The organism is Streptomyces sp. LN549, assembly GCF_043203805.1.
In the GTDB taxonomy this organism is placed as follows: Bacteria; Actinomycetota; Actinomycetes; order Streptomycetales; family Streptomycetaceae; genus Streptomyces.
The window spans coordinates 3950642-3976012 of sequence record NZ_JAZHRI010000002.1; the positions used below are offsets into that span (position 1 = coordinate 3950642).

Consider the following 25371-nt stretch of genomic DNA (forward strand, 5'->3'; position numbering starts at 1 on the left):
CCTGAAATTTACCGTGCGTACGGGCCGCTTGGGGGGCCGCCCGGCAATCTGTTCCCGGCCAGTTACCTGACGGCCCCTGAATCACTCACTCCACTCCTGCCGGAGGGAGTTCCCGTACGCCTTCCGGGCCGCTGCGGAGCTCGCCCCGCACGGCCCTTTGGGGGCCTTGCGGGGCGTTCACTACTTCTTGATCAGACCTTTCGTCTCCAGGTATTCCTTGGCCACATCGGCGGGCTTGGCACGCTCGGCGTCGACCTTGCGGTTCAGCTCCGCCAGATCCTGAGTGGTGAGTGCGTCGGTGAGCTTGCCGAGGGCGTCGGCGATGTCCTGGGCACCGGCGTCCTCGGCATTGAGGACGGGCAGCACGTTGTCCGCGTTCTGGAGCTTCTTGTCGTCCTCCAGGAAGACCAGGCCGAAGGTGTCCAGCACCGCGTCCGTGGTGGTGGTGAGGACCAGCTGGTCCTTGCCGTCCTTCACCGCCTGCTTGGACTGCGGGGTGCCGACCCCCGTGGGGTCGATGCCGGTGACGTCGATGCCGTACGTCTTCTTCAGGCCGGGTGCGCAGAACGGCCGCACCTCGCACTCGTCACCCGCCGCGATCTTCACCTTGATCTTGGAAGCACCGAGATCCGAAAGAGTCTTGAGCTTGTTCTTGTCCGCGAATTCCTTCGTGACCGCGAAGGCGTTCTGGTCGACGGCCTCACCGGCCGGCAGCACCTTCAGACCGCGCGGAGTGGCGAGCTTCTCCAGAGCGGCGACCGTGGCCGCGGTGTCGCCGGAGGCGACGGGCTTGGACTCGGCCGCCTTCGCCCCGTTCACCTTGGCGTTGAGGAATTCCGCGATCGTCGCCGCGTATTCCGGGACGACGTCGATCTCGCCCTTCTCCAGCGAGGGTTCGTAGAGTTCACGGTTCTTCACGGTGGTGATCGAGGTGCTGTATCCGGCGTCGGACAGAACTCCGGCGTACAGCTCCGCGAGCACCTTGGACTCGGTGAAGGCCGCGGCGCCGACGACCAGCGAGCCCTTCTTCCCCGAGTCGTTGTCCCCGGCGGACGCGGCGGATCCGTCCTTGTCCTTCTCCAGGCTGTCGCCACCGCAGGCGGCGAGCGAGCCCGCGAGCGCGACGATGCCGATGACCGCGCCGGCTATGCGCGAGGTCCTGCTCATGATGTTCTCCGTCCACGGCAACGAGGCCATATGCGATAAGGGTTATCGGTGGGGTGGGGCGTCCGGACGCTCATGCCGTCCGACGGCGGCGCAGCGGCGACAGCAGCCGGTCGATGCCGACCAGGGCCGTCTCCACCAGCAGGGCGAGCACGGCGACCAGCAGGGCGCCTGCGACCACCTGCGGGGTGTTGTACGTGTTGAAGCCGGCGGTGATGATCCGGCCGAGGCCGCCCTGGCCGACCATCGCGGCGATCGTCGCCGTGGCGACGACCTGCACCGCGGCCGAACGCAGCCCGGTCATGATCATGGGGTAGGCCAGCGGGAGTTCGACACGGAGGAAGAGCTGGCCGCCCGACATGCCCATGCCCCGCGCGGCCTCCGCCACCGAACGGTCCACCTCCGTCATCCCTACGTAGGCGTTGGTCAGCAACGGCGGCACGGCGAACAGCACCAGGGCGATGATCGTCGGTATGTATCCCGCGTTGCGCAGGGGCGAGACCATGAAGAGGGCCAGCACCGCGAAGACCGGGATCGCGCGCCCCACGTTGGAGATGTTGACGGCGAGCGCACCGCCCTTCCCGATGTGTCCCAGGTACAGGGCGATGGGCAGCGCGATGGCGCAGGACAGGGCGAGCGCCACTCCGCTGACGTACAGATGCTCACCGAGCCGGTGGGCCACCCCGCTCTCCCCCGACCAGTTGGCGCCGGTGGTGAGCCAGGTCCAGGCCTCGCCGAGAACTCCCATGAATTCAGACCGCCTTCGCCGGGACGGCCGCGCTCACGACATCGCGGGTGGCCGGTATTCGGGTCCACGGGGTCAGCAGCCGCTGCACACCGAGCAGCAGCAGATCCGCGACCACCGCGAGCAGTACGCAGAGCACCGAGGCGGCCAGCACCTGGGCCTTGAAGAAGCTCGGCAGGGCGTCCTCGATGAGATTGCCCAGGCCGCCGCGGCCGACGATCGATCCGACCGTGGTCAGCGCGATCGTGGACACCGTGGCGATCCGTATACCGGCCATCAACGCGGGCATCGCGAGGGGGAGTTCGACCTCCCACAGCAGCCGCACCGGGCCGTAGCCCATGCCCCGGGCGGCTTCCTTCGCCTCCTGCGGAACCGCCTCCAGGCCCGCCAGGATGTTCCGCACGAGAATGGTCAGCGAATACAGCACGAGCCCGGTGACGACGAGCGCCGCGGAGAGCCCGAACAGGGGCAGCAGAAGGGAGAACATCGCCAGCGACGGCACCGTGTAGAGCACCGTCGTCAGCCCGAGAACCGGTCCGGCGAAGCGCCGGCCGCGGCGGGCGAGCAGCGCCAGCGGAAACGCCACGGCGACCCCGATCGCCACCGAGACCGCGGTGATCCAGATGTGCTGAATCGTCGCGTCGGTCAACTCCTGACTGCGGGAACGGAGATACTCCCCGCAGATCCAGTCGTTCGTCACCAGGCAGTTCTGTCCGGCCATCCGTCCCCCACCTCCCGATCGCCTCTCGTACTGATGTCCGGCGAGCCTATCCTCGACCACTGACAATCGCCGAGGCCGTTGTATTCCAGCAACACGTCCTTCACAGAACACGCGCCACAATGGGGAACCATGATCCGTTTCGAGCACGTCACCAAGCGGTATGCGGACGGCACCACCGCCGTCGACGACCTTTCCTTCGAGGTCGCCGAAGGTGAACTCGTCACGCTGGTCGGACCGTCGGGCTGCGGCAAGACGACCACCATGAAGATGGTGAACCGGCTGATCGAACCGACCGAGGGCCGGATATTCCTCGACGGGGACGACATATCCGCCATCGACCCCGTACAACTGCGGCGCCGCATCGGCTATGTGATCCAGCAGGTCGGCCTGTTTCCGCATCGGACGGTGCTGGAGAACACCGCGACCGTCCCCCACCTCCTCGGCTGGAAACGCGGAAAGGGCCGCGCCCGCGCCGCGGAACTCCTCGACCTGGTCGGACTCGACCCCTCCGTTTATGGCGACCGCTATCCGGAACAGCTGTCCGGCGGTCAGCGCCAACGCGTGGGTGTGGCCAGGGCATTGGCGGCGGACCCGCCGGTTCTGCTGATGGACGAGCCTTTCGGCGCGGTCGACCCGGTGGTCAGGGAACGGCTGCAGAACGAATTCCTGCGGCTTCAGGCCCAGGTCCGCAAGACCGTGCTGTTCGTCACCCACGACATCGAGGAGGCCGTCAGGCTCGGCGACCGTATCGCCGTCTACGGACAGGGCTCGATCGAGCAGTTCGACTCACCGGCCACCGTGCTCGGCGCCCCCGCCACCGACTACGTCGCCGACTTCGTGGGCGCCGACCGCGGGCTCAAGCGGCTCTCGGTCACCCCCGTCGAGGAGAGCGACCTCGACCGGCCGCCGGTCGTCCACCTCGACGACCCGCTGGCCGAGGCGACCGAGCGGCTGCGCGCGGACGGGGCACGGTGGGCCGTGGTGCTGGACGGCGGCGGCCGGCTGCACGGCTGGATCCCGGCCGGTGACGCGCTCGCCGGCGCCGAGGGCACGGTCCGCGAGCACGCCCGGCGGATGGAGGCCTGGCTGCCCGTCGGCGCACCGCTCAAGCAGGCGTTCGCCACCATGCTCCAGCACGACGCGGGCTGGATCGCGGTCATCGACGAGAAGAGCGAGGGCCGCTTCCTGGGGGTGCTCACCCCGGCCCGTCTCCACGAGGCGCTGCGTCGTTCGATCAACGCGGACGACCGGGCCGTACCGCGCGCCGAGGTGGCCGTGGAGAGCGTGGCGGGCGTCACGAAGACCGCGGCGGGCTGATCCGGCCGGGTCCGCGGCGGGGCCCGGCCGGTTCCGGCAGGCCGGCTGCATCCGCCGCGCGGCCCGGGTCAGTTCTCGCTGAGCCGGCTGCTCATCCAGTCCAGGGTCGCGGGGATCTCCCGGCGCCAGGTGTTGAAGTTGTGCCCGCCGCTGTCGAGCACGATCGACGAGACCTGGGCGGGCCGCTTCACCTTGGCCAGGAACTTCCGTGTGTCGGCGTAGTTCGACTCGCCCCTGCGGGACGTCGTCACGAGGAAGGACGAGTCGGGCTGCGGCCGGTTGTCCAGGGACCACAGCAGGTCGGCACGCTCGCGCGCCCCCTGGTCACCGTGGAAGAGGTCACCGGTCGTCGGGTCCTCGGCCGCCTTGTAGTACGCGGAGAGTCCCGCGCTCGCCGTGAAGCGCGCAGGATGGTGCAGACCGATCTTCAGGGCGCAGTAGCCACCGGTCGAGTTGCCGATGATGCCCCAGTTGCGGGCATGCCGCCCGACCCGGTAGCCGGCCGAGATCGCGGGCGGCAGGTCGTCCGCGAAGAACGTCTCGGTCTTCGGACCGCCCTTTATGTCCACGCACTCGGTGTCCCGCGGCGGCGCCAGGGTCGGTCGCAGCATCACCAGGATCATCGGCTGCGAGCGGCCCGCCCGCACCCGTTCGAGTGAGGTCTTGGGATAGGCGAGCCCCTTGATGAGGTTCTCCGAGGTGCCCGGGTATCCGGTGAGCACCACGACCGCGGGGAACTTCCGCCGGGCGTACGCCTCCTGGAAGTACTCCGGCGGCAGGTACACGTACGCCGAGGTCTCTATCCCCGAGTGCCGCCCCGCGATCACGACCTTGTCGATCCGGCCGGCCGAGGCGGGCCGCGAGCCTCCCGGCACGTCGGGCCGCTGCGTCCCCACCCGGACGATGTTCTTCTCCGCCAGGGTCCCCTGGGCATGGTCGGTCACCACGCCCAGCTCCTGCTTCTGGCCGAACAGGTCGGCCCAGGAGCCGTAGAAGAGGAACGAGTTGTTGGCCATCAGGCCGACGGAGACGAAGACCGCCACCTGGGTGGCCAGCAGCAGCCCCACCCTGCCGAACACCGCGGAGACGCTGCGCCGTGCGAGCCTCGGCCAGAACCAGATCGTGACGGCGAACAGCGCGACGGCAAGCACGATCGCCAGGATCAGAACTGCGTTACCGGTAAGGCCCATGGCGGTTGAACTTTCTTGTCAGGAAATTTCCGGGTCACGGGTGAACCCGCAGCCCGGAAGCCTCGTCCTAGAGGTCGCACATCGTCCGCAGGGCTCCGGCCGACGGACTCCAAGAATCTCTCGCGGAACCACGGGAAGCGATGTCTGTCACGCTAGATGGGGATAAATCGGGATTGGTTCCGAACGGCGTACGCAAGTTCGCACACGGACCGCGACCCGAGACCGTGCCGGCACTCGTCGGCACCGCCTGCGCAGCCGTCGGCCTGATCGACGTCGCCGCGGGGGTCTTCCCGCGCTTCCGGCACAGCCGGATGCACACCCTCGCCGAGGTGCTCCCCGGAGCCCTCGGCCCCTTCGCCGCCGCGCTCTCGCTGAGCGCCGGCGTCCTGCTGCTGCTCCTGGCCCACGGCCTGAAGCGGCACAAGCGACGGGCCTGGCGGGCCGCCGTCGTGCTGCTCCCCGCCGGTGCGGCGGCCCAGTTCGTCTACCGGCACTCGGTCCTGGGCGCCGTCGTCTCCCTGGCGCTGTGCGGTCTGCTGGTACGCCACCGGAGTGAATTCGCCGCGCTCCCCGACCCGCGCAGCCGTTGGAGGGCACTGGCCAACTTCGTCCTGCTCGGCGCGGGTTCGCTCGGCCTCGGCCTGGTCATCGTCAGCGTCCACCCGAGCCGGCTGGTCGGGAACCCCAGCATCGCCGACAGGCTCCAGCACGTGCTGTACGGGCTGTTCGGCTTCGAGGGCCCGGTCGACTACGCCGGCGACACCTCCTGGACCGTGGGCTACTCACTGGGCGCGCTCGGACTGCTGACCGCCGTCACCACGATCTACCTCGCGTTCCGGCCCGAGCACCCGGCCGCCCGGCTCACCGAGGACGACGAAGCCCGGCTGCGCGCCCTGCTGGAGCGGCACGGCGGCCGCGACTCGCTGGGCCACTTCGCGCTCCGGCGCGACAAGGCGGTGGTCTTCTCCCCCAGCGGCAAGGCCGCCGTCTGCTACCGCGTGGTGTCCGGGGTGATGCTGGCCAGCGGCGACCCGATCGGCGACGTCGAGGCCTGGCCCGGTGCCATCGAACGCTTCATGGACGAGGCCAGGGCGCACTCCTGGACCCCCGCCGTGATGGGCTGCAGCGAGATCGGCGGCGAGGTCTGGACCCGCGAGACCGGACTCGACGCCCTGGAACTCGGCGACGAGGCGGTGGTGGATGTCGCGGATTTCTCGCTCGCCGGACGCGCGATGCGCAACGTGCGCCAGATGGTGAAACGCATTGAGCGCGGCGGGTACGAGACGCGGGTCCGGCGCGTGGCCGACATCGGCGAGGTCGAACTGGCCCGCGTCCGGCGGGCCGCCGCCGACTGGCGCGGCACGGACAACGAGCGCGGCTTCTCCATGGCGCTCGGCAGGATCGGCGACGGCGCCGACCAGGACTGCTTCGTCGCCACCGCCCACAAGGCCGAGGAGCGGGACGCGGACTCCCCGTACGGCGATCTGAAGGCCGTGCTCCACTTCGTCCCGTGGGGCACCGACGGGATGTCCCTGGACCTGATGCGCCGCGACCGCGCCGCGGACCCGGGGATGAACGAGCTGCTGATCGTCGCCTCCCTGCAGGCCGCGCCCCGGCTCGGCATCACACGCGTCTCGCTGAACTTCGCGATGTTCCGTTCCGCCCTGGCCCGCGGCGAGAAGCTGGGGGCCGGACCGGTGCTGCGGGTCTGGCGGGGGCTGCTGGTCTTCCTGTCGCGCTGGTTCCAGATCGAGTCCCTGTACAAGTTCAACGCCAAGTTCCGGCCCCGCTGGGAGCCCCGGTTCGTGGTCTACCGGACCGCCCGCGACCTGCCCCGGATCTCCCTCGCCGCCATGCAGGCCGAAGGCTTCGTGAACTTCGCGCTCCCCCGCCCCCTGGCCCGCCGGCTGCCCGCGGGCGGGCGGCGCCCCTGTGCGCATGTCCTGGCCCACAACGCAGAGCAGGGCGTCCACCCGGTGTGACCTCGCTCCGCACGGGCCTAGGCTGGTCGTATGAGTACGTTGCATGGACGAGGCACGGTGCAGGGCCTGCCGGAGTGGGACCGCTGCGCGGTCATGGGTGTCGTCAACGTGACCCCCGACTCCTTCTCCGACGGGGGTCGCTGGTTCGACACCACGGCGGCCGTGAAGCACGGCCTCGACCTGGTCGGCGAGGGTGCCGACCTGGTCGACGTCGGTGGTGAGTCCACCCGTCCCGGCGCGAGCCGGGTGGACGAGTCCGAGGAACTGAGGCGCGTGGTCCCGGTGGTCCGCGGCCTGGCCTCGGAAGGGGTCACGGTCTCCGTGGACACCATGCGGGCCCGGGTCGCCGAGCAGGCCGTCGCCGCGGGAGCGGTCCTGGTCAACGACGTGAGCGGCGGACTCGCCGACCCGGACATGGTCCCGGTCGTCGCTGCCGCCGCCGTGCCGTTCGTCGTCATGCACTGGCGTGGCTTCAGCGAGTCCATGAACAGCAGGGCGGTGTACGGGGACGTCGTCGCCGAGGTCGTCGAGGAGCTGCGGATCCGGATGGACGCCGTGGTCGCCGGGGGCGTCTCCCCCGAACGGGTCGTGATCGACCCGGGCCTCGGCTTCGCCAAGGACGCCGCCCACGACCTCTCGCTCATCGCCCGGCTGGACGCGCTGCACGGCCTCGGCCGCCCGTTGCTGGTCGCCGCCTCCCGTAAGCGGTTCCTGGGGCACGTACTGGCCCGTGAGGGCGCCGCCCCGCCCCCCGCCCGCGAGCGCGACGCGGCCACCGCCGCGGTCTCCGCGCTCTCCGCCCGGGCCGGTGCCTGGGCCGTCCGGGTCCACGAGGTACGGGCCACCGCCGACGCCGTCCGGGTCGCCCGTGCGGTCGAGGGAGCCGAGTGAACGAGCCGCAGGACGAGCAGGCCTCCGCCGCCGACGACATCGAGGCGGTCGAGCGGGCCAACACCGCCTTCTACGAGGCCCTGGAGCGCGGCGACCTGGACGAGCTGACCGGGCTCTGGCTGCCCGGTGAGGACCTCACCGTCTCCTGCGTCCACCCCGGCTGGCCGGTGCTCACCGGACGCGGCGAGGTCCTGCGCAGTTACGCCCTGATCATGGCGAACACCGAGTACATCCAGTTCTTCCTGACGGATGTCGGGGTCTCCATGACGGGCGACACCGCGCTGGTGACCTGCACCGAGAACATCCTCAGCGGCGGTCCCGCCGAGGAGGGCAGCTCCCTGGGGCCGCTCGTCGGCCAACTGGTCGTCGCGACCAATGTGTTCCGCCGCACTCCGGAGGGCTGGAAGCTCTGGTCCCATCACGGCTCGCCCGTCCTGGCCGAAACCGACGAGGAAGAGGACGAGGACTCCCCGTCCTGAGCGGGTACGAGGCCGTCCTGAGCGGGTACGAGGCCGACAGAGGCACGCAACCCCGCCCGGGCGGGGTTGGAACGGCGGACATCGGGGTATCAGCGGCTACCAGTCCCGTGCCGCCGTGTCCATAGCCCCCGCGAGGGAGGACTGTCGGCGCTCGCAGGTAGATTCGGAAAAGGGTACGCAGCCGCCCGCACGTGGCCCCGCGCCCCTTCGACAACAACATCAGGAGTGATTCGCGTGGATCGTGTCGCGCTGCGCGGCCTCAAGGCCCGTGGGCACCATGGCGTCTTTCCCCGGGAACGGGAAGAGGGACAGACGTTCATCGTTGACCTGGTGCTCGGCCTCGACACCCGCCCCGCGGCAGCCGCGGACGACCTCACCAAGACCGTGCACTACGGCGTGGTCGCCGAAGAGGTCGTCGCAGTGGTCCAGGGCGAACCGGTCGATCTGATCGAGACGCTCGCGGAGCGCATCGCCCAGCAGTGCCTCAAGCACGAAGGCGTCGAGGAGGTGGAGGTCGTGGTCCACAAGCCGGATGCGCCCATCACCGTCCCCTTCGACGACGTCACCGTCACCATCACCCGGAGCCGAGCATGACTGCATTTTCTACCGAGGGGCAGAGCGACCCGACCGTACAGCCGGTTCCCGCCTCCGTGGTCGAGCAGGTGGACGCCGCGGACATCACCCTCTCCAACCCCAAACGCGCCGTGATCTCCCTGGGCTCCAACCTGGGCAACCGCCTGGAGACCCTCCAGGGCGCCATCGACGCCCTGGAGGACACCCCGGGCCTTCGGGTCAAGGCGGTCTCCCCGGTGTACGAGACGGAGCCGTGGGGCGTCGACCCCGGTTCCCAGCCCTCGTACTTCAACGCGGTCGTCGTCGTGAAGACGACGCTCCCCCCGTCCTCCCTCCTGGAGCGCGGCCAGGCCATCGAAGAGGCCTTCGACCGGGTCCGTGAGGAGCGCTGGGGGCCGCGCACCATCGACGTGGACATCGTCGCGTACGCGGACGTCGTCTCCGACGACCCGGAGCTCACCCTCCCCCACCCCCGGGCCCGTGAGCGCGCCTTCGTCCTCGCTCCGTGGCACGACGTGGATCCCGAGGCCCAGCTGCCCGGCGCCGGCCCGGTCGCCGATCTGCTGGCCGGTGTCGGGCGCGACGGCGTACTGCCCCGCGCCGACCTGGAACTCCGGCTGCCCGAGTAGTCGTTAGGCTCCAGGGAGACAGCAGGACATCCACAGGCGGCGAAGGGCGGCTCATCCGGTGAAGCAACTAAGGCTCGGAGTACTGGCCGGCCTCTTCGCCGCCGCCGGGGTGCTGTCCTGGGGCGGCGCCCGCCTCTGGGACTCCCTCGGCACCCTGCCCAGCGTGCCGCTGGCCGCGCCCATCGTGCTCGCGGTGATCGCCGTGGTCCTGCTGGCGACGGCGCTCTCCCTCCGTTCCCGGCTGCGCGCCCAGCGCGAGCGCCGGCCGGGAGCGAAGGGCGTCGAGCCCCTGATGGCGGCCCGGGCCGTGGTCTTCGGCCAGGCCAGCGCCCTCGTCGCCGCCCTGGTCTCCGGGATGTACGGCGGCACGGGCGTCTTCCTGCTCGGCTCCCTCGACATGCCTGCCCGCCGCGATCAGGCCATCTACGCGGGCTTCGCGGTCCTGGCCGGCATCGCGGTGATCGCGGCGGCCCTGTTCCTGGAGCGCGTCTGCAAGCTCCCGGACGACGAGGACGACAACAAGAACGCGGCTGCGGCGTAGGACACCGCCCTCCCCCGTACGGGCAGGTGTGTCAGCGCGCGATGATCAGGCTCATGGCCTCGGCGCGCGTCGCGGGGTCGCGGAGCTGTCCGCGAACCGCCGAGGTCAGCGTCTTCGCCCCGGGCTTGCGGATCCCGCGCATCGACATGCACATGTGCTCGCACTCGACGACGACGATGACGCCGCGCGGCTCCAGAATCTGCATCAGGGACTCGGCGATCTGCGTGGTGAGCCGTTCCTGGACCTGCGGCCGGCGGGCGTAGACGTCGACCAGACGGGCCAGCTTCGACAGGCCGGTGATCTTGCCGCTGGTCGCCGGGATGTACCCGACGTGCGCCACTCCGCGGAACGGCACCAGGTGGTGTTCACAGGTACTGAACACTTCGATGTCCTTGACCAGCACCATCTCGTCGTGACCCAGGTCGAACGTGGTCGTCAGGACGTCCTCGGGCTCCTGGTACAGGCCCGCGAATATCTCCTTGTACGCCCGTGCCACCCGCCCCGGCGTCTCCCGCAGCCCCTCCCGGTCCGGGTCCTCCCCGACGGCGATGAGCAGCTCGCGTACGGCCGCCTCGGCCCGCTTCTCGTCGAACTCGCCGATCAAACCCTCGCCGTCCAGCGTCACCGGGTCGGTCATCTGTGCCTCGTTCCTCTGAGCTGTCACTGCGTGGACATCCACGCAGGTGTGGGGCCTGTCCGGCGGATCAGGGCCGGACAGGGCCCAAGGGAAAAGCCGCGCCCCCACAGGCTAAAACCTGGGGGGCGCGGCATCCATTCCGGGCCCGGTGAAGCCCCCGTGACAGGGGCCACACCGGAGTCGGCGTCTAGCTCTCGGGGCGCTCCTCGGGGATCGCCTCGGTCACCGGAACCGTGTCCGTGACCGAGCCGTTCGCCGTGGTGGCGCCGTTGGTGAGGGCGAGCTCCTTCGGGGAGAGCACCGGCGGCCGGGTGGACGGCGTGCGCCGGGCGGAGCCGGTCCACGCCGGACGTGCCGGGCGCTTGACGATCGGAGCGAAGATCTCGGCGATCTCCGCCTTGCCGAGGGTCTCCTTCTCAAGGAGCTGGAGAACCAGGGCGTCCAGAACGTCGCGGTTCTCGACGAGGATCTCCCACGCGTCGTTGTGCGCGGTCTCGATGAGCTTCTTGACCTCTTCGTCGACCAGCGCGGCAACCTCTTCCGAGTAGTCGCGCTGGTGGCCCATCTCGCGGCCCACGAAGGGTTCGGTGTTGTCGCCACCGAACTTGATCGCGCCGAGCCGCTCCGTCATGCCGTACTGCGTGACCATCGCGCGGGCCGTTGCCGTGGCCTTCTCGATGTCGTTCGCAGCGCCGGTCGTCGGGTCGTGGAAGACCAGCTCCTCGGCCGCGCGCCCGCCCAGCATGTAAGCCAGCTGGTCGAGCATCTCGTTGCGCGTCGTGGAGTACTTGTCCTCCTCCGGGAGCACCATCGTGTAACCGAGGGCGCGGCCGCGGGAGAGGATCGTGATCTTGTGGACCGGGTCCGACTGAGGTGAGGCCGCCGCGACCAGGGCGTGTCCGCCCTCGTGGTACGCGGTGATCTTCTTCTCCTTCTCGGACATGATCCGGGTCCGCTTCTGCGGACCCGCCACGACGCGGTCGATGGCCTCGTCGAGCATGTTGTTGTCGATCAGCTTCAGATTGCCGCGCGCCGTCAGGAGCGCCGCCTCGTTCAGCACGTTCGACAGGTCGGCACCGGTGAAGCCGGGCGTACGACGGGCGACGGCGCCGAGATCGACGTCCGGCGCGACCGGCTTGCCCTTCTGGTGGACCTTGAGGATCTCCAGACGGCCCAGCATGTCCGGGCGGTCGACCGCGATCTGCCGGTCGAAACGGCCCGGGCGCAGCAGCGCCGGGTCGAGGATGTCCGGACGGTTCGTGGCGGCGATCAGGATGACGCCACCCTTCACGTCGAAGCCGTCCATCTCCACGAGCAGCTGGTTCAGCGTCTGCTCGCGCTCGTCGTGACCGCCACCCATACCGGCACCTCGGTGCCGGCCGACCGCGTCGATCTCGTCGACGAAGACGATCGCCGGGGCGTTCGCCTTGGCCTGCTCGAAGAGGTCACGGACACGGGAGGCACCGACACCGACGAACATCTCGACGAAGTCGGAACCGGAGATCGAGTAGAACGGGACGCCCGCCTCGCCCGCGACGGCGCGTGCGAGCAGGGTCTTGCCCGTACCGGGAGGCCCGTACAGCAGGACACCCTTGGGGATCTTGGCGCCGACGGCCTGGAACTTCGCCGGCTCCTGGAGGAACTCCTTGATCTCGTGGAGCTCCTCGACCGCCTCGTCGGACCCCGCCACATCGGCGAACGTCGTCTTCGGGGTGTCCTTGGTGATCAGCTTGGCCTTGGACTTGCCGAACTGCATGACCTTGGAGCCGCCACCCTGCATCTGGTTCATCAGAAACAGGAAGACGACCACGATGAGGACGAACGGCAGCAGCGAGAAGAGGATCGAGACGAACGGGGACTGCTTCGACGGCGAGACGGTGTAACCCTTGTCGATGTCACCGCTCTCGAACTTCTTCTGCAGCGTGTCGGCGAGCTGGACGCCCTGGTCGCCGATGTAGCTCGCCTGGAACTTGCTGCCGGACTCGCCGGAGAGTTTCTGGCCGTCCTTCAGCTCGATCTTGATGATGTGATCGTCACCGGTGGTGAGCTTGGCCTCATCCACCTGGTTCTTACTGATCGCCTGGATCACCTTGCCGGTGTCCACCGTCTTGTAGCCGCCACCCGAGCCGACGACCTGCATCAACACGACCACGGCGAGGACGGCCAGCACGATCCACATGACCGGCCCACGGAAGTATCGCTTCACGTCCATCCATACGGAGCGAAGTCGCCCCGTCCCTCCTGCCCGTAGGTAAATGCTGCTGTGAGTTAAGAGTGTTCTTCGGACGGTACCCCAGCATTGTCACCGACGACCGCCGAGGACGTCTGTCAAACCCGCCTTCGAAGGCTCAACGGCGGGAGAACGGTGAGGGTTCCCGGAGCCGGCGCGGGTTGCGCCGCGCCGCGGTCAGCCTCCGTAGACGTGCGGGGCGAGGGTGCCGACGAAGGGGAGGTTGCGGTACTTCTCCGCGTAGTCCAGCCCGTAGCCGACGACGAACTCGTTGGGGATGTCGAAGCCGACCCACTTGCAGTCGAGCGCGACCTTCGCCGCGTCCGGCTTGCGCAGCAGGGTACAGATCTCCAGCGACGCGGGCTCGCGCGAACCCAGGTTCGACATCAGCCAGGACAGGGTCAGGCCCGAGTCGATGATGTCCTCGACGATCAGGACGTGCTTGCCCTTGATGTCGGTGTCCAGGTCCTTGAGGATCCGGACCACACCGGAGGACTGGGTGCCCGCGCCGTACGACGAGACGGCCATCCAGTCCATGGTGACGGGGGTGGACAGCGCGCGCGCCAGGTCCGCCATGACCATCACCGCGCCCTTGAGGACTCCGACGAGGAGCAGGTCCTTGCCCGCGTACTCCGCGTCGACCTTCGCGGCCAGTTCGACGAGCTTCGCGTCGATCTCTTCCTTGGTGAGGAGCACCGACTGAAGGTCGGTGCCCATGTCCTTCTCGTTCACCCGCGTCTCTTTCTTTGCCTGCCGGGTCCGGGATGGTGTCCCGGGCCTGCGCGGCCGCTCGCCTGCATGTCAGCCGCTTGTGCGTCAGCTCTGCCGAATCACCAGTCTGCCACCCTGGCGCAGGGCTTCGACGCGGCCGGGGAGGTTGATGGCCTGCTGGCCGCGCCAGCCGGTGATGAGACGGTCGACTTCCTCGATGTGCCGGGCGAAGAGGGAACCGGCCGGGGAGCCCGCCTCTATGGCCGCCCGGCGCAGGACACGGCGGCGGACGGCGGACGGCAGCGCGTGCAGCTTGGCGCACTCCAGCCGGCCCGCGTCGTCGCGAACGTCACGTCCGGCCTCGGCGGCCCAGGTGTCCAGGGCGTCTGCGTCGTCGCGGGAGAGCTGCGCCGTACGGGCCAGCGCCTCGACGACTCCTTTGCCCAGCGCCTTCTCCAGGGCGGGCAGGCCCTCGTGGCGCAGCCGGGAGCGGGTGTAGGCGGGGTCGATGTTGTGCGGGTCGTCCCAGACGGGCAGGGACTGGGCCAGACAGGCCGTGCGGGCGGTCTGCCGGTCGAGCTGGAGGAAGGGGCGGCGGTAGCGGCCGGCCGGTCCGGACGCGGCGGCCATACCGGAGAGGGAGCGGATGCCGGAGCCGCGGGCGAGGCCCAGCAGCACCGTCTCCGCCTGGTCGTCGCGGGTGTGGCCGAGGAGGACGGCAGCGGCGCCGTGCCGTTCGGCGGCGGCGTCCAGGGCCGCGTAGCGGGCGTCGCGGGCGGCGGCCTCGGGCCCGCCGTCGTGGCCGACGCGCACCGCGACGGCCTCGACCGGGTCGAGGTCCATGGCGGTGAGGCGGCCGACGACCTCGGTGGCGCGGGTGTCGGAGCCGCTCTGGAGGCCGTGGTCGACGGTGATGCCGCCGGCCCGGACGGCGAGCTTACGGGCCTCGAAGGCGAGGGCGGAGGCGAGCGCCATGGAATCGGCGCCGCCGGAACATGCGACCAGTACCAGGGGGGTATCGGTGCGTTCGGGAAGTGCGGGGCGCCGCCTGCCCGGCCCGGCTTCGGCGAGCTCGGGGTGCGGGGCGTGCCCGGTGCGTTCGGTCTGATCGGCGAATTCGGTGAGTACGTCGTGGAGTACGCGGCGGACCGCCAGGCGTATCGCCGCGACCGCAGGATGGGGACCCATGTCCGGTGCCCTTCGTGAAGTTCTGGAGAGGTGCCTCCGAGTGCCGGGACGGAGAAAAGTGCCATCACTCAGAGTGCGTCGATGGTGACAGAGCAAAGCCGTTCATCGAGCATTGCACGCCTTCCCATGCCCCTACGGTCCCTCGGATGGGTGATTACCGGCGCGTTACTCTCGGGTCCCCGCCCTGAGCGCGGGCCGTGATCATGACTCTGCCTTACGGTGCACCCGCGCGATCCAGTCCTCCGGTTTGGCGATCTCGGCCTTGGTCGGGAGGGTGTTGGGCGAGGTCCAGACCCGGTTGAAGCCGTCCATGCCGACCTCGTCGACCACGGCGCGCACGAACCGCTCGCCGTCCCGGTACTGGCGCAGCTTGGCGTCGAGCCCCAGGAGCTTGCGCAGCGCCAGGTCGAGACGGCTCGCGCCGCGCGCCCTGCGCTGCTGGAACTTCTCCCGGATCTCGCCGACGGAGGACACCACCTCGGGGCCGACGCCGTCCATCACGTAGTCGGCGTGCCCTTCCAGCAGTGACATCACCGCGGTGAGCCGACCGAGGATCTCCCGCTGGGCCGGCGTCTGGACGATTTCGACGAGGCTGCGTCCGCCGTCCTCGCCCTCCTCGCCCTCGGGCCGTCCACCGGCGAGCGACTGGGCGGCCTCGCGGAGCCGTTCGAGCACCGTCATCGGGTCGACGTCGGTCTCGTCGAGAAATGACTGGATCTCACCCTGCAGATGGTCGCGGAGCCAGGGCACCGCGGTGAACTGCGTGCGGTGCGTCTCCTCGTGGAGGGCGACCCAGAGGCGGAAGTCGTGCGGGTCGACCTCCAGCTCCCGCTCGACGTGGACGATGTTCGGGGCGACCAGCAGGAGCCTGCCGCCGCCGTCGGCCGAGGCCGGGAGCTCGCGGGTGGCGGGGGCGAACGTCTCGTACTGTCCGAGGACCCGGGAGGCCAGGAACGACAGCAGCATCCCCACCTCCACACCGGTCACCTTGGAGCCGACCGCGCCGATCACGGCGCCGCCCGTGCCACCGCCGCGCCGCTCCTCCATCTTCTCCAGAAGGGGGCGGAGCAGTTCCCGGAAGCCCGCGACGTTCGCCTTGATCCAGCCCGCCCGGTCGACGACCAGGACCGGGGTGTCCTCCGGCTCGGTCCCTTCCGGGATCATCCGGGTGAAGGAACGGACGTGCTCCTCCGCCGCCTTGGCATGCCTGCGCAGCTCCGCGACGACCTCGCGGGCCTCCTCGCGGCTGATCTCGGGACCCGGCCGTACAAGCCGGGTCGCTGTCGCGACCGCGAGATTCCAGTCGACCATCCCGGCACCACCGATGCTCGTCATGCGCCAACCGTACGTGCTCGGCCCCTGATGCGGTGGGGTGTTGAGCCTCTCATCGCCTGCCGGCGGCCAGGGCGGTCGCCAGCGCGTCGAGGGCCGACTGCGCCTCGGACGGGGCGGTGGTGCCCGACGCGAGGAAGGCGAACGCGAGCAGCCGGCCGTGTGGATCGACGACCGTGCCGGAGAGGCTGTTGACGCCCGTGAGGGTGCCCGTCTTGGCGCGGATCAGCCCGGTGCCACCTGACTTCGTGGTGTATCGGCCGCTGAGCGTGCCGCTGAAGCCGGCCACCGGAAGTCCGGTGAGAACGGGCCGCAGCTCCGGGTGGTCCCGGTCGGCCGCGCGGGCGAGGAGTCCGGCGAGCAGGGCGGCGGTGGCCTTGTCCTTGCGGTTGAGCCCGCTGCCGTCGGCGACGACCACACCCTTCAGCGGCAGCCCCAGCTTCCTCAGCTGCGCGGTGACGGCCCGTCGGCCGCCCTTGAAGTCGGCCGGTTCGCCCGTGGCGAGCGCGGTCTGCCGGGCGAGTGCCTCGGCGATGTCGTTGTCGCTGTTGGTCAGCGCCCGCTCGACGAGAGCGGACAGCGGGGCGGAGAGGTGCGTGGCCACGGGCCGGGACTTGGCAGCCGCCCGGCCCGGGGCCGGGCTGTCGGCGGTGGTGATCCCGGCCTCGTCCAGCAGTTCAGCGAAGGCGTCCGCGGCGTCCCGGGCCGGGTCACCGCTGCGTGGCGCGGGTCCGCTGGAGGTGTCGTCGAGCCGTCCCTCGTCGACCATCAGGGCGCTCACGGGAGCGATGTTCTCGTTGGGGCCGATCGGGTGGAGTGCGGGCCCCGAGTAGCCGGAGGTGTCGTACCGCAGCCGCACCGAGCGGACCCCGCCGTCCTTGAGGGCGCGGGCCGTGTCGGCGGCCAGGGCGCGCAGGGCCGCCCGGTCGAGGGTGGGGTCGCCGCCGCCGACCAGCGTCACGGTGCGCAGGTCGGCGGAGGCCCGGACGGTCGTGGGGATGCGGTGGGCCGGGCCGAGTGCGGTCAGGGCCGCGACCGTGGTGGCGATCTTGACGGTGGACGCGGGCGTCATGGGAGCGTCGGCTCCCAGCCCGTACAGCCGCTTGCCGGTGGCGGTGTCGATGACGACGGCGCTGCGCCGGGTGCCGAGCGCGGGGTCCTTCAGCAGCGGGCCCAGCACGGCACGCAGTCCGTCCGCTGCTCCGTCCGGGGCAACCGCGGCGTTCGGCGCGGAGTCGTCGGCAGCGGTGCCCAGCGCCGCGAGTACGGCCGGGGCGCTGGGCGCCGGGGCCGGTCCGGAGGGTGCGTCGGGCTCGTGATGTACGCCACCTGTGCGGTCCTGGGAGGCCGCCCAGTCATGCTCGGCCTTACGCTGACCCGAGTCCCAGGGACCGGCGGCAAGGACGGCGCCGGCTGCGAGCGCCAGGCCCAGGACGGCGGAAACGGCCGTGAACTGCCGGTTGCTCAGTCCGTTGCGCATGCCCAGGCGGTCCGTGAGGGTCGTCCTGTCAACGCGAGAGAACGGGTTGATCGACGGTCTTTTCACCGGCTCGGCCACCGTTGAACAGCCCCTTTCGCGAGCACACATCTCCGTGGGGGACACTTAACCATCAGTCGTATGTGTTGATCATGGAGGAGCCACCCGTGGAGTTCGACGTCGTTATCGAGATCCCGAAGGGTTCGCGGAACAAGTACGAGGTGGACCACGAGACCGGTCGGATCCGCCTGGACCGTCGACTCTTCACCTCGACCAGCTACCCGGCGGACTACGGTTTCGTCGAGAACACCCTCGGCGAGGACGGCGACCCGCTGGACGCGCTGGTCATCCTGGAGGAGCCGACGTTCCCCGGCTGCCTCATCAAGTGCCGCGCGATCGGCATGTTCCGGATGACGGACGAGGCCGGCGGCGACGACAAGCTGCTGTGCGTGCCGGCCTCCGACCCCCGGGTGGAGCACCTGCGCGACATCCACCACGTGTCGGAGTTCGACCGCCTGGAGATCCAGCACTTCTTCGAGGTCTACAAGGACCTGGAGCCCGGCAAGTCCGTCGAGGGCGCCGACTGGGTCGGCCGCGTCGAGGCCGAGGCCGAGATCGAGAACTCGTACAAGCGCCTTGAAGCGCAGGGCGGCGCGCACTGACGTTCCGCTTGCGGTTCTGAGCAGCTGCCGGGCGGTACACCTTCACGGGTGTGCCGCCCGTTCGCATGCCCGCCCATGGGCGTGGCCATACTGGGCAGGAGCGCAGCCGAGGACGCGCAGCCGATGAGGAGCGAGGTCGAGTGGTGGCGGAACCGGGCGGTCCCGATGACCAGAAGCCCCAGTCCGACGAGGCGCGCAGCGCCTTCTCCCAGCCCGCCGGGGTCGGGAGGTCCGCCCCGCCGTCGGACGACGACCATCCGACGTCGGAGTTCTCCCTGCCGTCCGGTCTGACACCCGAGCCACAAGGTCCGGCGTCCGGCTCGGGAACGGGTTCCGCTTCCGGCTCGGACACGATCGGCTCCGCCTTCGCCCCGCCGCGCACCTACGACGCCCGGAACTCCCCGCCCGCCTTCACGCCCGCCCACGGCATCCCGATGATCCGGCTGACCAAGGAGGCCCCTTGGCAGGACCGGATGCGCACGATGCTGCGGATGCCGGTCGCCGACCGCCCGGCCCCGGAGCCCGTCCAGCGGCATGACGACGCGGGCCCCGCGGTGCCACGCGTACTCGACCTGACCCTGCGTATCGGGGAGCTGCTGCTCGCAGGCGGCGAGGGGGCCGAGGACGTCGAGGCGGCGATGTTCGCGGTGACCCGCAGCTACGGTCTCGACCGCTGCGAACCGACGGTCACCTTCACGCTGCTGTCGATCTCGCACCAGCCGTCGTTGGTCGAGGACCCGGTGACGGCGAGCCGTACCGTACGGCGCCGCGGCACCGACTACACCCGGCTGGCCGCGGTCTTCCGGCTCATCGACGACATCACCACCGAAGAGGGCGAGATCTCACTGGAGGAGGCCTACCGGCGCCTGGCCGAGATCCGCCGGAACCGGCATCCCTACCCCGGCTGGGTGCTCACGCTGGCGGCCGGCGGGCTGGCGGGCGCGGCATCGGTGCTGGTCGGTGGCGGGCCCGTGGTGTTCCTGATCGCCGCGCTCGGCGCGATGCTCGGTGACCGGCTGGCCTGGCTGTGTGCCGGAAGGGGGCTGCCGGAGTTCTACCAGTTCGTCGTGGCGGCGATGCCACCCGCCGCGATGGGTGTGGCACTGACCCTCACCCACTGGTCTGACGTACGGCCGTCGGCGGTGATCACGGGTGGCCTGTTCGCGCTGCTGCCGGGACGGGCGCTGGTCGCGGGCGTGCAGGACGGCCTGACCGGCTACTACATCACCGCATCGGCGCGGCTGCTGGAGGTCATGTACTTCTTCATCGCCATCGTCGCCGGGGTGCTGCTGGCTCTCTACGGGGGGCTTCAGCTGGGTGCCGAGCTCGACCCGGAGGCGCGGTTCATCACCCATGACCGGCCGGTGGTGCAGATCCTGGCGTCGATGGTGCTGACCCTCGCCTTCGCGATCCTGCTCCAGCAGGAGCGGGCCACGGTGCTGGCGGTGACCCTCAACGGGGGCGTGGCCTGGGTCATCTACGGGGCGATGGCGCGGACGGGCGGCCTCTCCGCGGTGGCGGCCACCGCCGCCGCGGCCGGTCTCGTCGGGTTGTTCGGGCAGTTGTTCTCGCGCTACCGCTACACCTCGTCGCTGCCGTTCATCACGGCTGCGATCGGCCCGCTGCTGCCCGGCTCCGCCACGTACTTCGGTCTGCTGGGCGTCGCGCAGAACGAGCTGGACCGGGGGCTCGCCTCGCTGTCGACCGCGGTGGCGACGGCGCTGGCCATCGCGATCGGGGTGAACCTGGGAAGCGAGATCTCCCGGCTGTTCATGCGGGTGCCGGGGGCGGTCGGCGGAGCGAACCGCCGCGCGGCCAAGCGGACGCGCGGCTTCTGACGCAAGGGCCGGCAGCGGAAGGCGTCACGGGCTTCCGTGCCCGCTGACCGGGACCGGCCTCAGCGCTTGGCGTGGCGGCCGCCGCGGCGGCTCGCGACCGAGCTGCCACCGGTGGCCGGGCCCTGGTCCTCGCCCTCGCCCGCCACCGCTTCCTTCTTCGCCTTGCTGCGGGCGCGCAGGAACTCGATGCCGATCGGCACGACCGAGATCAGCACGATCAGGACCAGCATCGCCTCGATGTTCTTGTGCACGAACTCGATCTGGCCGAGCCCCGCACCGAGGAGCGTCACCCCGACGCCCCAGAGGACTCCGCCGATGATGTTGAACGTGATGAACGAGCGGTAGTTCATCCGGCTGACACCGGCGATGATCGGCGTGAAGGTCCGCACGATGGGCACGAAGCGGGCCAGGATCAGCGACTTCGGCCCGTACTTCTCGAAGAACTCGTGGGCCTTCTCGACGTTCTCCTGCTTGAAGAGACGGGAGTCCGGCCGGTTGAAGAGCGAGGGGCCGACCTTGCGCCCGAAGAGATAGCCCACCTGGTCGCCGATGATCGCCGCCAGGGCGACCAGGACACAGACCAGCCACAGCGGCGTGTCCAGCTTGTCCGTCGTCACCAGCAGACCCGTGGTGAACAGGAGCGAGTCGCCGGGCAGGAAGAACCCGATCAGCAGCCCGGACTCGGCGAAGACGATGACCAGCACACCGATCAGCCCGAACTGCCCGATGAGATGGTCCGGGTCCAGCCAGCTGGGTCCGAGCGCAAGCGTATTCAAGGGTCCGGACTCCAGGATGTGGTCGATGGCGGCTGCGTGGCCGCCCAAAGCTATCAACGCCTATGAGCGCCTCCGGGTTCCACTGGCCCCCGTGGAGATGCACACGGGATGAACCAGGGCAAAACTCGTCCCCAGGAGGTGCCACCCATGGGCATTGACGATTACGGCGGCGGTCAGACGGCACAGTCCGATGTGCTGGTCGTCACCACCAATGACGTACCCGGCTATCAGGTGACCCAGGTCATCGGCGAGGTGTTCGGCCTGACCGTGCGCTCCCGCCATCTCGGCAGCCAGATCGGCGCCGGTCTGAAGTCCATGATCGGCGGCGAGCTGAAAGGACTGACCAAGACGCTCGTCGAGACCCGCAACCAGGCCATGGAACGGCTGGTCGAGCAAGCGAAGGCGCGCGGCGCCAACGCGGTGCTGATGATGCGGTTCGACGTCTCCGAGGCGGCCGACGTGGGCACTGAGGTCTGTGCGTACGGAACCGCCGCGGTGATCACCCGCGCCTGAAGCGGTCACGGGGCGGGGCGTCCCCCGACCGCCCCGCCCCTGCCCCCGACCGTCCCGTGCGCCTACTCCAGGCGCTGCGCGTTGGCTTCGATCGCGTCGCGCAGGTGCTCGGCCAGTCCCGGCCGCATCGACTCGTAGAACGCCTTGAACTGCGGATCGGCGACGTACATCTCGCCGAGCCCCCGGTGGATCTGCGGCGTGCAGTCGTAGAACCAGGTCGTGATGTGGAGCCGGTGCTCCTCGGCGAGGTCCATCGCCCGCTCACCGGTGGCCGGCTCACCGGCCTCCATGAGCGCGTTATAGCGCTCACCCCAGGAGGCGACCTCGGCCTTCATCCGCTGCCAGTCCTCCTTGGTGTAGCGGGCGGCCCGGCGCTGCGACTCGGCGTACGTGTCGCTGCCGCCCCAGCGGCGCTCGGCCTCCTCCGCGTGACTCTCCGGGTCCTTGTCCCCGAAGACCTCGAACTTCTCCTCGGGCGTGAGGTTGATGCCCATCTTCCGTGCCTCCATGGCTGTCTCGACGGCTGTGGCCATCCGCTGCAGTTCGGCGATCCGGTGCGACAGCAGCGCGTGCTGTCGGCGCAGGTGCTCCTGCGGGTCCGCGTCCGGGTCGTCGAGCAGTGCCGCGATCTCGTCGAGCGGGAAGCCGAGCTCCCGGTAGAACAGGATCTGCTGCAGCCGGTCGAGATCGGCGTCGTTGTACCGCCGGTGACCCGCGTGACTGCGCCCGCTGGGCGAGAGCAGTCCGATGCCGTCGTAGTGGTGCAGGGTGCGCACCGTGACTCCGGCGTATCCGGCCACCTGTCCCACGGAGTGCTCCATGGCCTCCCGCTCCTTCCGTGTGGTGGGTACGTGTCCGAGCCTCGGCCCTGACGTGACGTGAGGTGCAAGTCCGAAGTACGGCAGATGCTGACCCATTTGAGGGGTTATACGCCTTTTGCGTCGCCATGGTGAGCCGATGGCCACCGAATCCGCTGCCGGTTCCCCCGCCTCCGCCGACCGGCCCCCGTGCGCCGCCTGCTGGGCGGGCCGCCGGTTCGCGCCGAGTGCCCCGGCAGAGCGCTGGGCGGGCACCTCACCCTGTTCAAGGGGCTGGCCGAGGTCAAGGTGCTCGCCGCCGATCCGGACGGCTGGTCGGCGGGCGAATTCGGGGGCATGGCGGTGGTGAAGACCGTCGCCCTGGTGATCGCGGCGACCTGCGGCTTCCGGGGCGGCCGGATCTTCCCCGCGGTGTTCCCCGGCGTCGCACTCGGCCTGTGCGCCCACGCCCTGGTCGACGGCGTGCCGGTGGCCCCCGCGGTGACGTGCGGGGTGCTCGGCATCCTGCTCGCCATCACCCGGCAGGGCTGGCTGAGCCTGTTCACCGCGGCCGTACTGGCCGCCGACATGAACCTGCTCCCCCTGCTGTGCGTCGCCACGCTGCCGGCCTGGCTCCTGGTGACCGGACGGCCGCAGACGCAGCTGCACGCGGACGGCACGCCGCTGCGGTGAAACCCGCGCGGTCGAGACCGGAGCCGCCCGCCCGACGCGCCGAACACCCCCCATGTCCGTATGGTCTTGTTCGTCCGGCCTCGCGCCACCGAGAACCGAGAAGGGCAGGTCTGCGATGCCGCTTCACAAGGGCTCCGCACACAGCACCGAACCGTCCGACGAACGGCGCCGGCTCGCGCTCAACCCGTTCTTCGGTGAGGCCGATCCGACCGCCGGGATGGAGTCCGCACCGCCCCGGCACAAGCTGCCGGACGGACCGCTGCCGCCCGCCACCGCCTACGGTCTCGTCCATGACGAGCTGATGCTCGACGGCAATTCGCGGCTCAACCTCGCCACCTTCGTCACCACCTGGATGGAACCCCAGGCCGGTGTGCTGATGAGCGAGTGCCGCGACAAGAACATGATCGACAAGGACGAGTACCCGCGCACCGCCGAGCTGGAACGGCGCTGCGTGGCGATGCTCGCCGACCTCTGGAACGCCCCCGACCCCGCCACGGCCGTCGGCTGTTCGACGACCGGGTCCAGCGAGGCCTGCATGCTGGCCGCCATGGCGTTCAAGCGCCGCTGGGCGGCCAAGAACGCCGACCGCTATCCGGCGACCGCCCGGCCCAACCTCGTCATGGGCGTCAACGTGCAGGTCTGCTGGGACAAGTTCTGCACCTTCTGGGAGGTCGAGCCGCGCCTCGTCCCGATGGACGGCGACCGCTTCCATCTCGACCCGCAGGCCGCCGCCGACCTCTGCGACGAGAACACCATCGGTGTCGTCGGCATCCTCGGCTCCACCTTCGACGGCAGCTACGAACCCATCGCCGAGCTCTGCGCGGCCCTCGACGCCCTGCAGGAGCGCACCGGCCTCGACATCCCCGTCCACGTCGACGGGGCATCGGGTGCGATGGTGGCGCCGTTCCTGGACGAGGACCTGGTGTGGGACTTCCGTCTCCCCCGGGTCTCCTCGATCAACACCTCCGGGCACAAGTACGGCCTGGTCTACCCGGGCGTCGGCTGGGCGCTGTGGCGCTCGCCCGCCGAGCTGCCCGAGGAACTCGTCTTCCGGGTGAACTACCTGGGCGGCGACATGCCGACCTTCGCGCTGAACTTCTCCCGGCCGGGCGCCCAGGTCGTGGCGCAGTACTACACCTTCCTGCGGCTGGGCCGGGAGGGCTACCGGGCCGTGCAGCAGGCGTCGCGGGACGTGGCGACGGGACTGGCGAAGAAGATCGAGGAACTGGGCGACTTCCGCCTGCTCACCCGGGGCGACGAACTGCCCGTCTTCGCGCTGACCACCAAGCCGGAGGTGACGTCGTACGACGTGTTCGACGTGTCCCGCCGGCTGCGCGAACACGGCTGGCTCGTGCCCGCGTACACCTTCCCGGCCAACCGGGAGGACCTCTCCGTGCTCCGGATCGTGTGCCGCAACGGCTTCTCGTCGGACCTGGCGGAACTGCTGCTGGAGGACCTGCGGCTGCTGCTGCCGGAGCTGCGCAGCCAGGACCACCCGTTGAGCGCCGAGCACGGCCCGGCGACCTCGTTCCATCACTAGGGCCTCTCGTCCGGATCATGCTGGGTTCGCGGGGTCCGGCACCGCACCCTGATCCGGCCTGATCCAGGCGAAAGACCCTGGGAAGAGCGGTCAGCGGTCGTCGGCGGAGCCGGTCGCGTACGGGTTCTTCTCGCCCTCGGCCAGCACGCCGACGAACGGGTCGCCCTCGCCCGCGAAGGTGTACGCCCCGCCCTCGATGCGCTCGATCAGCCCCAGGGTCCACTCCGCACCCGCGTCCGCGGAGTGCACCCACATGTTCATGATCTCGCCGATGTGACCGATCGACTGCGGTCCCGCCTCCGGCGTGTAGTACTCGGTGACGGAGCTCCGCCACCGGGTGAGACCGGCCACCCGCTCCTTGAGCAGGGCCACCGCCTCGGCCCGCTCCAGGTCCACGATCCCGCCCAGGCCGGCCGACAGCACGTCCAGCTTCTGGTCGTACGAGGTCAGCGCCGCGCGCAGCAGCGCGAAGTACTCCTCGTCGCCCTGCTCGGTGATCTCGTACTCGGTGCGCGGCGGACCGCCCACCGTGCTCGGGGCGACCTCGTGGGCGAGCAGGACGCCCTGCTTCGCCATCTGCTTCAGTGCGTGGTAGATCGATCCGGGCTTGGCGTGGGACCACTCGTGCGCGCCCCAGTACTCCAGGTCGTTGCGGATCTGATAGCCGTGCGCCCGGCCGTGCTGCCGCACGGCACAGAGGACCAACAACCGGATCGCGGACATCCCACCCACCTCTCTACTCAAC

At 70.0% G+C, this 25371-nt stretch carries 24 protein-coding genes and 1 pseudogene; 12 read left to right on the forward strand and 13 right to left on the reverse strand.

Features of this window, described 5'->3' with window-relative positions:
- Positions 1–180 precede the first annotated feature (180 nt).
- The 3 genes from SH922_RS17770 to SH922_RS17780 all read right to left on the reverse strand — a co-directional run bounded on the left by SH922_RS17770 (position 181) and on the right by SH922_RS17780 (position 2630).
- Complete coding sequence (locus tag SH922_RS17770) at positions 181–1167, reverse strand: ABC transporter substrate-binding protein (RefSeq protein WP_393058927.1); 987 nt, start codon at positions 1165–1167, stop codon at positions 181–183.
- A gap of 70 nt (positions 1168–1237) precedes the next feature.
- Positions 1238–1912: an ABC transporter permease gene (locus tag SH922_RS17775; protein ID WP_306070622.1), complete on the reverse strand. Its 675-nt coding sequence runs from the start codon at positions 1910–1912 to the stop codon at positions 1238–1240.
- A gap of 4 nt (positions 1913–1916) precedes the next feature.
- Positions 1917–2630, reverse strand: coding sequence for an ABC transporter permease (locus tag SH922_RS17780; RefSeq protein WP_393058928.1), 714 nt, complete (start codon positions 2628–2630; stop codon positions 1917–1919).
- Positions 2631–2759: 129 nt separating this feature from the next.
- Here SH922_RS17780 and SH922_RS17785 point away from each other — a divergent pair, with 129 nt between their 5' ends.
- Positions 2760–3947: a betaine/proline/choline family ABC transporter ATP-binding protein gene (locus SH922_RS17785; protein ID WP_393058929.1), complete on the forward strand. Its 1188-nt coding sequence runs from the start codon at positions 2760–2762 to the stop codon at positions 3945–3947.
- A gap of 68 nt (positions 3948–4015) precedes the next feature.
- On the opposite strand, the gene SH922_RS17790 is transcribed toward SH922_RS17785, so the two are convergent.
- A complete protein-coding gene (locus SH922_RS17790) occupies positions 4016–5137 on the reverse strand; it encodes an alpha/beta hydrolase (protein WP_393058930.1) in 1122 nt (373 codons plus the stop codon).
- Between the two features lie 140 nt (positions 5138–5277).
- On the opposite strand from SH922_RS17790, the gene SH922_RS17795 reads away from it, so the two are divergent.
- The 6 genes from SH922_RS17795 to SH922_RS17820 all read left to right on the forward strand — a co-directional run bounded on the left by SH922_RS17795 (position 5278) and on the right by SH922_RS17820 (position 10232).
- Positions 5278–7119 carry a phosphatidylglycerol lysyltransferase domain-containing protein gene (locus SH922_RS17795; protein WP_393058931.1) on the forward strand — a complete coding sequence of 614 codons (1842 nt, stop codon included), beginning with the start codon at positions 5278–5280 and terminating at the stop codon, positions 7117–7119.
- 93 nt (positions 7120–7212) lie between these two features.
- Entirely contained in the window at positions 7213–8010 is a 798-nt protein-coding gene (gene folP / locus SH922_RS17800; protein ID WP_393063603.1) for a dihydropteroate synthase, read from the forward strand.
- On the forward strand, positions 8007–8489 hold the full coding sequence (locus SH922_RS17805) for a nuclear transport factor 2 family protein (protein WP_393058932.1): 483 nt from the start codon (positions 8007–8009) through the stop codon (positions 8487–8489). Before folP ends, SH922_RS17805 begins: the two co-directional genes overlap by 4 nt.
- A gap of 234 nt (positions 8490–8723) precedes the next feature.
- Entirely contained in the window at positions 8724–9083 is a 360-nt protein-coding gene (folB, locus tag SH922_RS17810; RefSeq protein WP_326736961.1) for a dihydroneopterin aldolase, read from the forward strand.
- Positions 9080–9691: a 2-amino-4-hydroxy-6-hydroxymethyldihydropteridine diphosphokinase gene (gene folK, locus SH922_RS17815; RefSeq protein WP_393058933.1), complete on the forward strand. Its 612-nt coding sequence runs from the start codon at positions 9080–9082 to the stop codon at positions 9689–9691. The genes folB and folK overlap by 4 nt, the downstream gene beginning before the upstream one ends.
- A gap of 58 nt (positions 9692–9749) precedes the next feature.
- Positions 9750–10232: a DUF3180 domain-containing protein gene (locus tag SH922_RS17820; protein ID WP_393058934.1), complete on the forward strand. Its 483-nt coding sequence runs from the start codon at positions 9750–9752 to the stop codon at positions 10230–10232.
- A gap of 31 nt (positions 10233–10263) precedes the next feature.
- On the opposite strand, the gene folE is transcribed toward SH922_RS17820, so the two are convergent.
- The 6 genes from folE to dacB all read right to left on the reverse strand — a co-directional run bounded on the left by folE (position 10264) and on the right by dacB (position 17888).
- Positions 10264–10869 carry a GTP cyclohydrolase I FolE gene (folE, locus tag SH922_RS17825; protein WP_393058935.1) on the reverse strand — a complete coding sequence of 202 codons (606 nt, stop codon included), beginning with the start codon at positions 10867–10869 and terminating at the stop codon, positions 10264–10266.
- Between the two features lie 187 nt (positions 10870–11056).
- Positions 11057–13081, reverse strand: coding sequence for an ATP-dependent zinc metalloprotease FtsH (gene ftsH / locus SH922_RS17830; RefSeq protein ID WP_393058936.1), 2025 nt, complete (start codon positions 13079–13081; stop codon positions 11057–11059).
- Positions 13082–13276: 195 nt separating this feature from the next.
- Positions 13277–13816 (reverse strand): hypoxanthine phosphoribosyltransferase, encoded by a 540-nt coding sequence (hpt, locus tag SH922_RS17835; RefSeq protein WP_350998112.1) that lies wholly within the window; start codon positions 13814–13816, stop codon positions 13277–13279.
- Between the two features lie 99 nt (positions 13817–13915).
- On the reverse strand, positions 13916–14998 hold the full coding sequence (gene tilS, locus SH922_RS17840; RefSeq protein WP_393058937.1) for a tRNA lysidine(34) synthetase TilS: 1083 nt from the start codon (positions 14996–14998) through the stop codon (positions 13916–13918).
- A 201-nt stretch (positions 14999–15199) separates the two neighbouring features.
- Complete coding sequence (locus tag SH922_RS17845) at positions 15200–16333, reverse strand: zinc-dependent metalloprotease (RefSeq protein WP_393058938.1); 1134 nt, start codon at positions 16331–16333, stop codon at positions 15200–15202.
- A 49-nt stretch (positions 16334–16382) separates the two neighbouring features.
- On the reverse strand, positions 16383–17888 hold the full coding sequence (dacB, locus tag SH922_RS17850) for a D-alanyl-D-alanine carboxypeptidase/D-alanyl-D-alanine-endopeptidase (RefSeq protein WP_393058939.1): 1506 nt from the start codon (positions 17886–17888) through the stop codon (positions 16383–16385).
- An 86-nt stretch (positions 17889–17974) separates the two neighbouring features.
- Here dacB and SH922_RS17855 point away from each other — a divergent pair, with 86 nt between their 5' ends.
- The gene (locus SH922_RS17855; RefSeq protein ID WP_123525235.1) at positions 17975–18469 is read left to right on the forward strand and encodes an inorganic diphosphatase; all 495 of its coding nucleotides are present in this window, start codon (positions 17975–17977) and stop codon (positions 18467–18469) included.
- A 140-nt stretch (positions 18470–18609) separates the two neighbouring features.
- Positions 18610–20307 carry a threonine/serine exporter ThrE family protein gene (locus SH922_RS17860; RefSeq protein ID WP_393058940.1) on the forward strand — a complete coding sequence of 566 codons (1698 nt, stop codon included), beginning with the start codon at positions 18610–18612 and terminating at the stop codon, positions 20305–20307.
- Between the two features lie 59 nt (positions 20308–20366).
- Here SH922_RS17860 and SH922_RS17865 read toward each other — a convergent pair whose 3' ends face one another.
- The gene (locus SH922_RS17865; protein ID WP_393058941.1) at positions 20367–21083 is read right to left on the reverse strand and encodes a DedA family protein; all 717 of its coding nucleotides are present in this window, start codon (positions 21081–21083) and stop codon (positions 20367–20369) included.
- A gap of 147 nt (positions 21084–21230) precedes the next feature.
- Between SH922_RS17865 and SH922_RS17870 the strand changes: the two genes are divergently transcribed.
- Positions 21231–21596, forward strand: a complete 366-nt coding sequence (locus tag SH922_RS17870; protein ID WP_393058942.1) for a YbjQ family protein — start codon at positions 21231–21233, stop codon at positions 21594–21596.
- Between the two features lie 62 nt (positions 21597–21658).
- Here the strand turns inward: SH922_RS17870 and SH922_RS17875 are convergent, their stop codons facing one another.
- Positions 21659–22417 (reverse strand): MerR family transcriptional regulator, encoded by a 759-nt coding sequence (locus SH922_RS17875; protein WP_393058943.1) that lies wholly within the window; start codon positions 22415–22417, stop codon positions 21659–21661.
- Positions 22418–22654: 237 nt separating this feature from the next.
- Here SH922_RS17875 and SH922_RS17880 point away from each other — a divergent pair.
- Together SH922_RS17880 and SH922_RS17885 are read left to right on the forward strand one after the other, a co-directional pair.
- Positions 22655–23086, forward strand: a pseudogene (locus SH922_RS17880) (ion channel protein); the annotation flags it as partial.
- A 115-nt stretch (positions 23087–23201) separates the two neighbouring features.
- A complete protein-coding gene (locus SH922_RS17885; RefSeq protein WP_393058944.1) occupies positions 23202–24626 on the forward strand; it encodes a glutamate decarboxylase in 1425 nt (474 codons plus the stop codon).
- 90 nt (positions 24627–24716) lie between these two features.
- On the opposite strand, the gene SH922_RS17890 is transcribed toward SH922_RS17885, so the two are convergent.
- The gene (locus SH922_RS17890; RefSeq protein WP_393058945.1) at positions 24717–25349 is read right to left on the reverse strand and encodes a PadR family transcriptional regulator; all 633 of its coding nucleotides are present in this window, start codon (positions 25347–25349) and stop codon (positions 24717–24719) included.
- Positions 25350–25371: the final 22 nt, after the last annotated feature.

Coding starts and splice junctions, on each gene's coding strand:
- SH922_RS17770 (WP_393058927.1), bottom strand. CDS start 1,167: ATGAGCAGGACCTCGCGCATAGCCGGCGCGGTCATCGGCATCGTCGCG.
- SH922_RS17775 (WP_306070622.1), bottom strand. CDS start 1,912: ATGGGAGTTCTCGGCGAGGCCTGGACCTGGCTCACCACCGGCGCCAAC.
- SH922_RS17780 (WP_393058928.1), bottom strand. CDS start 2,630: ATGGCCGGACAGAACTGCCTGGTGACGAACGACTGGATCTGCGGGGAG.
- SH922_RS17785 (WP_393058929.1), top strand. CDS start 2,760: ATGATCCGTTTCGAGCACGTCACCAAGCGGTATGCGGACGGCACCACC.
- SH922_RS17790 (WP_393058930.1), bottom strand. CDS start 5,137: ATGGGCCTTACCGGTAACGCAGTTCTGATCCTGGCGATCGTGCTTGCC.
- SH922_RS17795 (WP_393058931.1), top strand. CDS start 5,278: ATGTCTGTCACGCTAGATGGGGATAAATCGGGATTGGTTCCGAACGGC.
- folP (WP_393063603.1), top strand. CDS start 7,213: ATGGGTGTCGTCAACGTGACCCCCGACTCCTTCTCCGACGGGGGTCGC.
- folK (WP_393058933.1), top strand. CDS start 9,080: ATGACTGCATTTTCTACCGAGGGGCAGAGCGACCCGACCGTACAGCCG.
- folE (WP_393058935.1), bottom strand. CDS start 10,869: ATGACCGACCCGGTGACGCTGGACGGCGAGGGTTTGATCGGCGAGTTC.
- ftsH (WP_393058936.1), bottom strand. CDS start 13,081: ATGGACGTGAAGCGATACTTCCGTGGGCCGGTCATGTGGATCGTGCTG.
- hpt (WP_350998112.1), bottom strand. CDS start 13,816: ATGGGCACCGACCTTCAGTCGGTGCTCCTCACCAAGGAAGAGATCGAC.
- tilS (WP_393058937.1), bottom strand. CDS start 14,998: ATGGGTCCCCATCCTGCGGTCGCGGCGATACGCCTGGCGGTCCGCCGC.
- SH922_RS17845 (WP_393058938.1), bottom strand. CDS start 16,333: ATGACGAGCATCGGTGGTGCCGGGATGGTCGACTGGAATCTCGCGGTC.
- SH922_RS17870 (WP_393058942.1), top strand. CDS start 21,231: ATGGGCATTGACGATTACGGCGGCGGTCAGACGGCACAGTCCGATGTG.
- SH922_RS17875 (WP_393058943.1), bottom strand. CDS start 22,417: ATGGAGCACTCCGTGGGACAGGTGGCCGGATACGCCGGAGTCACGGTG.
- SH922_RS17885 (WP_393058944.1), top strand. CDS start 23,202: ATGCCGCTTCACAAGGGCTCCGCACACAGCACCGAACCGTCCGACGAA.
- SH922_RS17890 (WP_393058945.1), bottom strand. CDS start 25,349: ATGTCCGCGATCCGGTTGTTGGTCCTCTGTGCCGTGCGGCAGCACGGC.